13 protein-coding genes and 1 pseudogene are annotated in these 11,396 nt (G+C 73.5%); 7 read left to right on the forward strand and 7 right to left on the reverse strand.

Annotated features, from left to right (window positions below):
* Positions 1-112: 112 nt before the first annotated feature.
* Positions 113-1,000 (reverse strand): cytochrome c biogenesis CcdA family protein, encoded by an 888-nt coding sequence (locus tag ACQEVZ_RS01160; RefSeq protein ID WP_433360010.1) that lies wholly within the window; start codon positions 998-1,000, stop codon positions 113-115.
* Complete coding sequence (locus ACQEVZ_RS01165) at positions 1,000-1,572, reverse strand: peroxiredoxin family protein (RefSeq protein WP_433360013.1); 573 nt, start codon at positions 1,570-1,572, stop codon at positions 1,000-1,002. Before ACQEVZ_RS01165 ends, ACQEVZ_RS01160 begins: the two co-directional genes overlap by 1 nt.
* A gap of 103 nt (positions 1,573-1,675) precedes the next feature.
* Here ACQEVZ_RS01165 and ACQEVZ_RS01170 point away from each other — a divergent pair, with 103 nt between their 5' ends.
* Positions 1,676-2,158, forward strand: a complete 483-nt coding sequence (locus ACQEVZ_RS01170; RefSeq protein WP_433360016.1) for a hypothetical protein — start codon at positions 1,676-1,678, stop codon at positions 2,156-2,158.
* A gap of 152 nt (positions 2,159-2,310) precedes the next feature.
* On the forward strand, positions 2,311-2,889 hold the full coding sequence (locus ACQEVZ_RS01175; protein WP_433360019.1) for a dihydrofolate reductase family protein: 579 nt from the start codon (positions 2,311-2,313) through the stop codon (positions 2,887-2,889).
* Here ACQEVZ_RS01175 and ACQEVZ_RS01180 read toward each other — a convergent pair.
* Positions 2,871-3,581: a helix-turn-helix domain-containing protein gene (locus ACQEVZ_RS01180; RefSeq protein ID WP_433360022.1), complete on the reverse strand. Its 711-nt coding sequence runs from the start codon at positions 3,579-3,581 to the stop codon at positions 2,871-2,873. The two genes, ACQEVZ_RS01175 and ACQEVZ_RS01180, sit on opposite strands and share 19 nt — an antisense overlap.
* A 103-nt stretch (positions 3,582-3,684) precedes the next feature.
* On the opposite strand from ACQEVZ_RS01180, the gene ACQEVZ_RS01185 reads away from it, so the two are divergent.
* Positions 3,685-5,898, forward strand: coding sequence for a S8 family serine peptidase (locus ACQEVZ_RS01185; RefSeq protein WP_433360025.1), 2,214 nt, complete (start codon positions 3,685-3,687; stop codon positions 5,896-5,898).
* 2 nt (positions 5,899-5,900) lie between these two features.
* Here ACQEVZ_RS01185 and gsmA read toward each other — a convergent pair whose 3' ends face one another.
* On the reverse strand, positions 5,901-6,557 hold the full coding sequence (gsmA, locus tag ACQEVZ_RS01190; RefSeq protein ID WP_433360028.1) for a sporangiospore maturation cell wall hydrolase GsmA: 657 nt from the start codon (positions 6,555-6,557) through the stop codon (positions 5,901-5,903).
* A 169-nt stretch (positions 6,558-6,726) separates the two neighbouring features.
* A complete protein-coding gene (locus tag ACQEVZ_RS01195; protein ID WP_433360031.1) occupies positions 6,727-7,098 on the reverse strand; it encodes an ArsR/SmtB family transcription factor in 372 nt (123 codons plus the stop codon).
* 51 nt (positions 7,099-7,149) lie between these two features.
* Here ACQEVZ_RS01195 and ACQEVZ_RS01200 point away from each other — a divergent pair, with 51 nt between their 5' ends.
* Positions 7,150-8,418, forward strand: coding sequence for an enoyl-CoA hydratase/isomerase family protein (locus tag ACQEVZ_RS01200; protein WP_433360034.1), 1,269 nt, complete (start codon positions 7,150-7,152; stop codon positions 8,416-8,418).
* A 5-nt stretch (positions 8,419-8,423) separates the two neighbouring features.
* Here the strand turns inward: ACQEVZ_RS01200 and ACQEVZ_RS01205 are convergent, their stop codons facing one another.
* Positions 8,424-9,647, reverse strand: coding sequence for an MFS transporter (locus tag ACQEVZ_RS01205; RefSeq protein ID WP_433360037.1), 1,224 nt, complete (start codon positions 9,645-9,647; stop codon positions 8,424-8,426).
* Positions 9,648-9,719: 72 nt separating this feature from the next.
* Between ACQEVZ_RS01205 and ACQEVZ_RS01210 the strand changes: the two are divergent.
* Positions 9,720-10,379 (forward strand): annotated as a pseudogene (locus ACQEVZ_RS01210) (LysR family transcriptional regulator); the annotation flags it as partial.
* Between the two features lie 28 nt (positions 10,380-10,407).
* Here ACQEVZ_RS01210 and ACQEVZ_RS01215 read toward each other — a convergent pair.
* The gene (locus ACQEVZ_RS01215; protein ID WP_433377277.1) at positions 10,408-10,815 is read right to left on the reverse strand and encodes a hypothetical protein; all 408 of its coding nucleotides are present in this window, start codon (positions 10,813-10,815) and stop codon (positions 10,408-10,410) included.
* Between ACQEVZ_RS01215 and ACQEVZ_RS01220 the strand changes: the two genes are divergently transcribed.
* A complete protein-coding gene (locus ACQEVZ_RS01220; RefSeq protein ID WP_433360040.1) occupies positions 10,796-11,080 on the forward strand; it encodes a hypothetical protein in 285 nt (94 codons plus the stop codon). The genes ACQEVZ_RS01215 and ACQEVZ_RS01220 overlap by 20 nt on opposite strands.
* Before the next feature lie 3 nt (positions 11,081-11,083).
* On the forward strand, positions 11,084-11,356 hold the full coding sequence (locus ACQEVZ_RS01225) for a hypothetical protein (protein WP_433360043.1): 273 nt from the start codon (positions 11,084-11,086) through the stop codon (positions 11,354-11,356).
* Positions 11,357-11,396 lie beyond the last annotated feature (40 nt).

Here is an 11,396-nt window from a genome sequence, read left to right on the forward strand (position 1 = left end):
ACGGGTCCGCGCGTCGGCGCCCCGAGCCGTACCGTACAAACCAATATCCGCTCGGTCCCGCCAAACTCACCCGGACCGAGCGATTGTCCGGCGCTCCGGGTGAGAGGGCACGTCACCGTCCTGCGTCTGTGTGCGGGGCGTCGCCAGGCTCCTGTCCGGGGGCGGCGGTCCGTCCGGCACGGCGGACGCGGATCGTTCGTGCTGTCAGAACGCCGGTGAGCAGTAGGCCGAAGAGCGCCGCGATCCACGCGGTGCCGGACGCTTCCACCGCGCGGACCAGCGCCTGTTGCAGTTGCTGCGCCGCCGCGATGACCGGGTCGTCGACCGCGCCGCTCAGCTCGTGCCAGCCGTAGTAGGCGACGTACCCGCCGGCGACGAGCAGGACCGCACCGCCGATCCGGGACAGTGCGGGGCCGAACCGGCGCAGCCCGGTCAGCGCCGTGGGCCGGGCCAGGGCCACGGCCAGCGCCGCGACACCGACCAGCAGGCCCATGCCGGCGGCGTACGCGACGAACAGGCCCACCCCGGCCAGGACCGAGCCCGCGCGGAAGCTGGAGGCGACGATCGCCAGGAACGGGGCGATGGTGCAGGACAGCGACGCCGACGCGTACGCGGCACCGAACAGCGTCATCGAGCCGGCCGAGCGCCGCACCCGCGGACCCCGCACCGGCCGCAGCCCGAACGACGGCAGGTGCCGACCGGCGAGCAGCCAACCGGCGAGCAGCACCAGCAGCAGCCCGAACCCGACGGTGAACCACGGCAGGAACCGGTACAGCGCACCGGCGACCGGCGAGATCACCAACCCCACGACCCCGAACACCGCGACGAACCCGGCCGTCATCGCGGCCGTGGCGCCGAGCGCCCGCCGCACCGCCACCGCCCGGCCGGGGCTGTCGTCACCGAGGACCAGCAGCGTCAGGTACACCGGCAGCAGCGCGAACCCGCAAGGATTGATCGCGGCGACCAGCCCCGCCGCCAGCGCGAGCCCGAGGTCGGCCATCAGGTCAGCGCGGCGGCCCGGCCGGGGAGGTCATCGCCTCGCAGGACGCCCTTGTGCACCACCGTCCCGCGGCTGTCCAGCAGCACGAACGTGCTCTGCGAGGTGACCCCGAACTTCTTCCACACGGTGCCCGCCTCGTCGGACAGGTGCGGCACCGCGTCCAGCTTCCACTCGGTGATGAACCGGCGCATCGCCGGCTCGTCGTCGAGGCCGCCGACGCCCACGACGTTCACCTTGCCGGCCAGCTGCTCGGCGGTCGCCTTCACCCCCTTGGCCTGACCGGCGCACGTCGGGCACCACGGCGCCCAGAACCACAGCACGGCCGGCTTCCCCGCCAGGCTGGCGCCGTTGAACTCGCCGCCACCGACGGTCCGCGCGGTGAACGACAGCGTCGGCGGGGCCGCCGTGGCGCCGGAGGTGGCGGGTGAGGCGCCAGCCGTGACAGCCGGGGCCGGCGCGGATGGACTCCCGGGCCCGGCCGCGCCGGTGGAGGCGCCGTCTGCGCAGCCGGCCGCGACGACGAGCACGGCGAGCGCGGCAATGACGGATGCGCCAAGACGTCTGAGGACCACGACACGACCCTACGATCCCCGCCCCGCCGTGATTCTTACGAACCGATGTCCTTTCGCCGCGCCCCCCGAAACGAGCCATGAGGGGCCTTGCTAGCGTCGGCGCATGTCCGACGGTCCGCGCCGCCATCACTACCTCTTCGCGCATCGCGAGCTGCCCTCAGGGCTGTTCCGGCTCGGCATCGACCTGGTGAGCGCCGGGCGGGATGGCCGGCTCGACCTCGACGCGGTCTGGGACCGCGTGGGGCAGACGCTGCCCGATCACGAACGGCTGCCCGCGACCGGCCTGGCCGTGAGTCACCACCTCGTTGCCGACCACCACGTGCTCCTCGTGGTGTTCCCGGCCGCGCAGCATCCGGCCGAAGCGCACTTCGCCGCCATGGCAGTGTCGGCCCATGACGCCCGCGTGCGGTACATCGTCCTCGAGGAGGCTCGCTCAGTGATCGACGGCACCAGGTACACCGTTCTGGGCGAGTGGACCGAGGACGGCGGTCACATCAACTACGGCCCCGGACCTGAGCCCCGGACAGAGGCATTCCTCAGCGCTGTCCGATCGCACCTGGCCGACCGGTCACAACCCGCCTCCTGACGCGCCCGCACCTCGGCATACCAACCCGGCCGACCGGCAGGCGCCGCTCTCGACAACGGGGCGGCGGTGCGTCGTTTCTGTACAAGACGGTCACGGCGGCGGGTCCTAGCATCCTTGTCGATCTCGTTGCCGGGCTGAGGAGAAGCAGGGTCATGCGTGAGCTGGTCTACACAGGGTTCGTGTCGCTCGACGGGGTGGTCGACTCGCCCGGCGGCGGGCCCGGTGAGGAGCACCGCAGCGGCGGCTGGGTGGTCAACGACGTCGAGTTCCTGCCCGAGGCGTTCTCGCTCAAGGGCGAGGAGCTGCAGGAGACGACCGCGCTGATGTTCGGGCGGCGCAGCTACGAGGTGTTCGCGCCGGTGTGGCGCGGCTCGGAGGACCACGCCGCGTACAAGGACCTGCCGAAGTACGTGGTCTCGGCGACGCTGGCCGGCGACGCCCTCGTCGACGGATGGGGATCGACGGCGATTCTGCGGTCGGCCGGGGACGTGGCCGAGCTCAAGCGCGGCGACGGTGGCGCGATCTTCATCCACGGCAGCGCGGAGCTGGCCCGGCGCCTGTCGGACGAAGGGCTCATCGACCGGTATCATCTGCTCGTCTTCCCGGTCCTGCTCGGTGCCGGCAAGCGCCTGTTCAGCGACGCGGACAAGGCCAAGCAGGTGCTGCGGCTGCGGGAGTCGGCGGCGTACCCGAACGGCGTCGTCAAGCTGATCTACGACGTCGCCCGCTGATCCAGGGCCAGGGCGATCGGCCCGCCGGTGCCGTCGCGGAGCTGGCGGGCGGTGCGGCCCACGTACCGGCGCAGCGCCCGGGCCAGATGCGGCTCGTCGAAGTAGCCGAGGCCCGCGACCACCTCGGCGACCGGGACGCCCGAGGCGAGCCACGCGGCGGCGATGCGGGCGCGTTCGATCTGCCGGACGGCGCCCTGTGTGAGGCCGGTCGCTTCGCGGAAGCGGCGCTCGACGGTGCGCGCGGTCGCCACCGGCCGGTCGCCGCGGCGCAGGCCTGTGACGAGCGGGTCCCGGATCACGACGCCGGCGCGGACGAGCCGCGCGACGAGGGCCTCGGCGTCGTCGGCGCCGGGCGTCTCCCACCGGGCGCCGTCCAGCCGGAAGCTGCGGCTGTGGGCGTCGGGCAGCTCCACGCCGCCGTCGACCAGGGCGGGCGTCGGCACGACCCGCAGTGACGTGCCGACGGCGAACTCGATGCCGACGAACGTCGCGCCCTCGGGCACGGGCGCGGTGCCGGTCCTGGTCTCGGGTCCACTGATGCTCGTGTACGCGATGCCGTCGCGCTGCCAGAAGACGAGACCCCACGACACGCCGGCGACCGAGGTCATCTCCGCGACGCGCTCGCTCGTGCACGTCCACACGGTGCCGATCCACGAGGAGTCCGACGCGCGCGTCTGGAACAGAAGTCCCACCGACGTATTGTGCCCGCCGAACGGAGCACTGATCAGGTGTCAGCCTGCCACCCTCGGGTATGGTGACTCCACGTAGTCGAACGAGCACCTGAGGTGATGACGCGTGATCGGCACCCTCGCTCTGGCCACCTTCGCGGCGTTGCTGGCCCCCGGCCCGGCGGCGCCGCCGGAGGGCGTGGTGTACGGCGAGGCGCCGACCGGCGCCGCCGCCGGCTACGTGGTGCTGCTCGAGCAGCAGCCAGGGATTCAGAGCGCCGGACAGGCCCGGGCCGCCGTCGCCGCTGCCGCCGCCGACCTCGCCGGGCGGTTCGGCGGCGAGGTGCAGGAGCAGTTCAGCGCGGCCGTGCACGGCTTCGCGATCGACGGCCTCGACGAGGCCGACGCGCGGCGGCTCGCGGCCGCGGCCGGGGTGGCCCGGGTCGAGCGCAACATCCTGCTGCACGCCACCGCGACGCAGGCCGACGCGCCGTGGAGCCTGGGGCGCATCGACGACCGCAGCGGCACCGACACGGTGTACACCTACCCCAACACCGCCGGCCACGTCACCGCGTACAGCGTCGACAGCGGCATCCGCATCGCGCACACCCAGTTCGGCGGCCGGGCGAGCTACGGACGCAACTTCGTCGACCGGGCCACCAACCCCAACCCGATCCCGGCGAACGCCGGCAACAGCAACGACCCGGCCAACGCCAACGACTGCGACGGGCACGGCACCCACGTCGCCAGCACGATCGGCGGCACCACGTACGGCGTGGCCAAGGGCATCAACCTGGTCGCCGTGCGGGTGCTGGACTGCGGCGGCGACGGCTACCTCTCAGAGGTCGTCGCCGGCGTCGACTGGGTGACCGCCCACGCGGCCCGCCCGGCCGTGGTGAACATGAGCCTCGGCGGGGAGAAGACCGAGATCCTCGCCACCGCCGTGCGCCGCTCCATCAACTCCGGCCTCACCTGGACCGTCGCCGCCGGCAACGGCGACGCCGACGACAACCCGCTCAACGCCTGCGACAACTCGCCCGGCGACGTCGCCGAGGCCATCGTCGTCGGCGCGTCGAGCTCCTCCGACCACCCCGTCCGCTGGTCGGACTACGGCCCCTGCGTCGACCTCTTCGCGCCGGGCGAGGGCATCCTGTCCGCCTGGAACACCGACAACAGCGCGACCCGCCGGCTCGACGGCACCTCGATGGCATCCCCGCACGTGGCCGGCGCCGCCGCGCTCATCCTCGAGGCGCACCCGGACTACAGCCCGCAACTGGTCCGCGCCGCCCTCGTGCAGAGCTCGACCGTCGGCGCCCTGGACATGTCGACGTACCCGGCGTACGCCGCCGCGTCCACCGCCAACCGCCTGCTCTACGTCCGTCAGGCCGACCCGCCGCGCCCGGGCTCGCGGACCGTGAGCCTGTTCAACCCCCGCTTCGGCGCCACCGAGGTGTACGCCCGCACCACCGGCGGCTCGCTCGCCTACGCCTACCGGTCCGGCGAGTGGTCCGGCTGGACCGACCTCGGCGGCACCACCCAGGCCGACCCGGCGGTGCTCTACAACCCGCGCTTCGGCACCACGGAGGTCTACGCCCGCCTCGCCAACGGTCACGTCGCCTACCGTTACTTCAGCAACGGCTGGGCGGACTGGATCGACCTCGGCGGCGACGGCACGGGCACCCCGGCCGTGCTGTACAACCCGCGCTTCGGCACCACCGAGGTGTACGCCCGGCTCGCGAGCGGCGACCTCGCGTACCGCTACTTCCTCAACGGCTGGTCCTCGTGGATCGACCTGGGCGGCCCGGCCGCGGCCGACCCGGCGGTGCTGTACAACCCGCGCTACGGCACGACCGAGGTCTACGCGAAGGTCGGCGCGGCTCTGGCGTACCGCTACTACCTCAACGGCTGGGCGGGCTGGATCAACCTCGGCGGCACCGTCGAGGGCACTCCCGGCGTCCTCTACAACCCGCGCTACGGCACGACCGAGGCATACACCCGCGCCGCCGACGGCACCCTGAAGTACCGCTACTACCTCAGCGGCTGGTCCTCCTGGGTCGACCTCGGCGGCTCCGTGGACTCCGACCCCGGCGTCGTCTACAACCCCACCTCCGGCACCACGGAGGTGTACGTCCACACGCCGGCCGACGAGCTGCGGTACATCTACTACCTGGGCGGCTGGTCGGGCTGGAACAGCCTGGGCGGCGCGATGGCGGGGGCGCCCTCGGTCCTGTACAACCCGAGCTTCGGCACCACCGAGGCGTACACGGCGGGGCGCGACGGGCACGCCTACTACACGTTCTACGCGGGCGGCTGGTCCGGCCTTCTCGACCTGACCGCCTGACCTCAGGGCAGGTCGTACTGGTACAGGCCGTACTTGGCCATGATGCCGGTCAGCTTGACCGTGTATTCGGGGTCGGTCGCGTAGCCGGCCTTGTGCATCTCGGCCACGAAGCGGTTCGGGTCGTTGCGGTACTGGAAGGCGACGCTGTACCGCGGCAGCGTGGCCAGCGTGTAGCCGTGGTCGCGGAACGAGTCCGCCGCGCTGGCGTACACCCGGAACGACGCCGTGGTCCCGAAGCACGCCCCGGCCGCGGTGCACTCGCTCGTGGCGTGGCTGCGGCAGCCGGTCGCGTACTTGCCCTGCCCGTTGCACTTCATGCCGAAGAAGTTCTTGTCCACAGTAGACAGCGCGCTCTTGCCCCAGCCGGACTCGAGGATCGCCTGCGCGATCGTCACCGACACCGGCACCCCGTCCTCGCGGCGGCTCTGCTGGGCGCCCGGCACGGACGCGGCGATGAACTCCGCCGGGCTCATGGTGCCGTCGGGCTCCGGCAGGCTCACGGACGGCCCGCCGGGCTGGCGGCACTCGGGTCCACGCGAGCGGCACGAGAACAGCGGGTCGCTGGCCTGCGCGACCGTGGGCACACCGGCCCCCACGGCCAGCGAGGCGAACGTCGCCGCGATGGCGACGGCGATCGTACGCCGGATTGCGGGCAACATGGGCGGCTCCTGTCGGACGGCTGGTGATCGGCTCCACCAACCGTCGGACAGGCGAGGCGCACCACGGTTCGCCCGGCGTTGCGGACCGGTTGCGCGCGATCAGGGCAGCTACCCGATACGTCGGAGCGCCCGGCCGAGGACTGTCATCACGGCCGGGCCGGGGGCTCGATCAGCGGCCCGGCTGGTCGGCCGGAGAGCCGCCGGGTCCGACGGACGATCGCGCCGGAGCCCAGATGGTCGCGGTGAGGGCGTCGATCAGACCGGGGAAGCGGGCGTCGAGCTCGTCGCGGCGTAGCTCGACGGTGTGCGTGCGGCCGGCCACGACGGTGCGGGTCAGGCCAGCGTCCCGCAGCGTGCGGAAGTGGTGCGTCATGGTCGACTTGTGCACGCCGAAGTCCCAGTGCGTGCCGCACTTGCCGTGCGGCAGGCCGTCGGCGAGCGTCTGCACGATGCGCAGGCGGATCGGGTCGGCGACCGCCCGCAGCACGTCGACCATCGTCACGTCGGCGATGTCCGGCATCGCGTCGTCCTCCCGCGCCATAGCCCCACCCTACAGTTGGATATCCGTCATACCATCGCCTATGTTGACGGTATGACGGATGTCCAACAATCTGGTTCGGCGCGCTGGTCCTGGGACGCCGACGGCGTCGTCACCGTGACCCTCGACGACCCCGGCCGGACCACGAACATGCTCAACCAGCGCCACCACGACGGGCTCGGCGCCTGCCTCGACGACCTCACCTCGCAGCTCGGCCGGCTGCGCGGCGTGATCCTCACCTCGGCGAAGCGCTCGTTCATCGCCGGCCCCGACTTCGTCCCCGGCGAGATCACCCCGGACGAGGCGGCCGGCACCTACAACCTGCTGACGCCGCTGCGCGACCAGGCGCGCCGGCTGGAGACCCTGGGGCGGCCGGTCGCCGCCGCGCTCAACGGCTCGGCCCTCGGCGGCGGCTTCGAACTCGCGCTGGCCTGCCACTACCGGGTCGGCCCGAACGACCCGTCGGTCGTGTGGGCACTCGCCGAGACCGGCATGGGCATCATTCCCGGCGGTGGCGGGACGGTCCGGGCCACGCGGATGTTCGGGATCGCCGCGACGGTGCTGGACATCGTCGGGCCGGGCACGGCGTATCACCCGGCGCAGGCGCTGGCCGCCGGCCTGGTGGACGAGTTGGCCGACGACGTGGTCGCCGCGGCGCGGGCCTGGGTGCTGGCGCAGCCGGCCGGGCACTTCGTGCAGCGGTGGGAGCGGCCCGGCTACGAGGTTCCCGGAGGGACCGCGGAGCCGCCGGGCCTTGCCGACGAGGTGGGACGCCGATCGGCGGGCTCGCCGGTACGCGCGCTCGCCGCGGTTCTGGAGGTGGCGGCGCGGAGCGCGGCGGCGCCGCTGGATGAGGCGTTCGAGCTCGAGACGGCGGCCTGCCGGGCGTTGCTGAGCGCGCCCGAGATCCCGGACCTGGCGCATCTCTTCTTCGCGATGCGCGCGGTCGCCACGGCACCCGCCGAGCGTCCCCCGGCCGGCTCGCAGGCCGCCATTCGGGAGTTCCCGCAGATCGTCGCCAACCCCCTGGCAGCGGTGTTCTTCGCGCCTGACGCCCCGATCGTCGAGACCACCGACGCTGACCTCGTCCCCGAGATCCGCGCGAAGGGCGGCATCCCCGTGCTGATCCGCCGCGGTCACGTCTCCTTCGTGCAGACCCTCCTGGACGCCGGCCCCGACCCCGCCGCCATGGCCGCCGCCGCCCGCCACGCCCTCGACAACGGCCTGCAGATCGACCCGGCCGCCGCCGACGTCGCCTCGGTGCTCGCGGCCGGCTTCCCCGCCTGGACCGGCGGCGTCCTGCACGCCGGAGGCATCCGGTGAGCAGGTCAGCAGGGGCCCTGTCCCTGCGGTTCGAGGTCCGGTGCCTCGGCGCGGGCGGGGTCGCTGGACGGAGACGGCGGGCGGCGGGACAGCAGCCATCCGGTCAGGGCGGCGGCGACGCCGGCCAGCCCCGCCGCCGCGAAGCCGCCTGCCGGAGTGGAGAGGTCGACGGCCACGCCGACCACCGGGGAGCCGAGCGCGAAGCCCGCGCTCTGCGCCGAGGACTGCAGACCGGTCGCCTCGCCCCGCGCGCCGGCCGGTGCCAGCCGGCTCACCGTGTCGGCGACCGTGGACAGGGTCGGCGCGGTGAGCAGCCCGGCGCCGACGACGGCCACGCACAGCGAGGGCCAGCCGGAGGCGAGCCCGGCGGGAATCGTCACGAGCCCGAGCAGGCCGAGCAGCAGCCACGTGGGCAGCGGGCGGGGCAGCGCGCCGTAGATCAGCCCGCCGGCGACGGACGCCACGCCGAACACGGCGACGACGCCGGCGGCCCAGGACACCTGGCCCGCCTCCGTGAGCGTGGCGACGATGGCGAGATCGACGCCGCTGAGCAGGGTCGTGGTGCCGACCGCCATGATCAGCACGGCGATCATGGCGGCGCCCAGCCATTGCCGGCGCGGGGGCCGTCCGGCCGCGGCGGCATCCGCCTCGCCCTCGGCCCGCACCGGTGGATCGAGCACGGCGATCCCGGCGCCGCCGGCCGCGATCGCGGCGCCGACGCCCCACGCCACCACGTCGGGGGACGTCTGCGCCGCGCAGAGGATCACGACCGACGGGCCCACGATGTACGACAGCTCGCCCTGCACCGACTCCAGCGCGAACGCGGCCCTGCGCTGCCCCGCCGTCGTCATCGCGGCGATCGCCTGCCGGGTCACCGACTGGGCCGGCACCATCAGCAGACCCGCCACGAAGGCGGCGCCCAGCAGGACGCCGTACGGCAGGACCGGCACGCTCATCCAGAACACGACCTGCACGGCGGCGGTGGCCAGCAGCACGACCCGCGTGCCCCGCCGGTCGATCATGCGGCCGAGCAGCGGCCCGCCGAGCGCCAGCCCGGCGGTCAGCGCCGCCGCGACCCCACCCGCCGCCGCGTAGCTCAGGTCCAGGCCCAGCACGACGTACAGCGTCAGCGCCATCACGTCGGCGGTGATCGCGGTCCGGGCGAGCAGCGAGATGCCGAGCAACGAGGCCATCCCTGGCACGGCGAGCACCTGCCGGTATCCGGTCACTCACCTGACGCTAGGTCATCCGGTACGCCATAGGAACGCCTCATTCAGTTGGGGCAGGCATAATGAACGCTTATGGCAAGGGATCTCGAAATCGTCTTGCTGCGGTCGTTCGTCACCGCCGTGCGGGCGGGCAGCATCAGCCGCGCCGCCACGGCGCTCGGGCACACCCAGCCCGCGCTCAGCCAGCAGCTGCGCAAGCTGGAGAGCGTGGTCGGCCGCCCGCTGCTGCACCGGTCACCGTCCGGCGTCTCGCCGACCCGGGCGGGCGAGGAGCTGCTGCCGTACGCCGAGCGCATCCTCTCGCTCTCCGCGCAGGCACTCACCGAGACCTCGCGCGCGCTCACCGGCCACTGCGGCGTCGGGCTGCTCGAGGACCTCGCGGCCTCCCAGCTGCCGCAGGCCCTCGCCGACCTCGCCCGGCTGCACCCCGGCGCGACCCTGGAGGTGCTCAGCGTCTCCACGGCCGCGATGCGGGAGGCGTACGACGCGGGCCGCGTCCACCTCGTGCTCGACGAGGTGCCGGACCTTCCCGGGCCGCCCCGCTGGACGGTGCGCCGCCCGCTGGTCTGGGCGGTCGGCCACGGGGTGGACGTCGCCGCCGATCCGCTGCCGGTGGTGCTGTTCTCGAACACGTGCGCGTGGCGCACGTCGGTGGTGGAGACGCTGCACCGCACCGGTCGGCGCTGGCGGGTGGCGTTCGAGAGCAACAGCCTGATCGGTGTGCTCGCCGCGCTCCGGGCCGGGCTCGGTGTCGCGGCGCTCATGCCCGCGAACCTCGAGCCGGCCATGGCCTGCCACGACGCGGACGCCCTGCCCACCCTGCCTCCGCGACGCGCTTCAACTCCTCCTCGAGGTCGAGCTCGTCGTTCTCCGGCAGCGGGCGGACGTTCAGCGCCATCGTGGTCGCGAACGCCTGGGCGACCCGGCCCACCAGGTCCTCGTCGGGCGCCTGGCCCTTGTTGTCGAGCAGCGCCTCCGCCTCGTCGCCGATCTTCTTCAGCGCGGCGAGCTCCATGTCGTCGGCGACCGGGGTGCGCAGGCCCTCGTGCCATGTCAGGAAGTCCCTGATCACCTCGGTCTGCTCCCGCATGACCTCGCGCGGGTCGCTGACCGGCAGCTCGCCGTGCTTGGTCTTGCCGGGCTCGCCCGTGGCCTTGACCCGCGACAAGAACCCCGTCTTCACCGTCGACTTCGGCGGCGGCGGGCCGGGCGGCGGCGGGGCCGCCGGCGAGGGCTGCTGCGGCGCGGCCACCGGCGGGCCCGCGTCCGCCGGCGTGTCACGCACCGTCGAGGGCTTCGTGGTGCTGCCGACCGGCCGCCACACCGTGACCGGGTTGCGCGTCGAGCTCGTCGGACGGGCCGAGCGCGACGCCTCGGCCTCGCGGATCGTCGGGTACCGGTCCGGCAGCCGCGTGGACCGCGGCGGCGTGTAGGCGGTGGACCGCCCGGTCGTCGTCCGCGCCACCGGCCGCCACACCTCGGTCGCCCGCGACGGGGTTGCCCGCGACGAGGTCGAGCGCGACGGAGTGGACCGCGACGACGCCGACTGCACGGGCGTCGACCGCACAGGGGTCGACCGCACGGGCGTCGACCGGGACACCGAGGTCGAGGACGAGGCCGCCGGGCGCGGGCGGTACCCGTACGCCGACCGCGAAGACGAAGAGGACGAGGAGGAGGCCGTGATGGGCGGGCTGTACCAGCCGCTGTAGCCGTAGCTGGACCCGATCCGGGTGGTCGTGCTCATGCTGG

This window comes from Dactylosporangium sp. CA-152071, assembly GCF_050936335.1.
GTDB lineage: Bacteria > Actinomycetota > Actinomycetes > Mycobacteriales > Micromonosporaceae > Dactylosporangium > Dactylosporangium maewongense.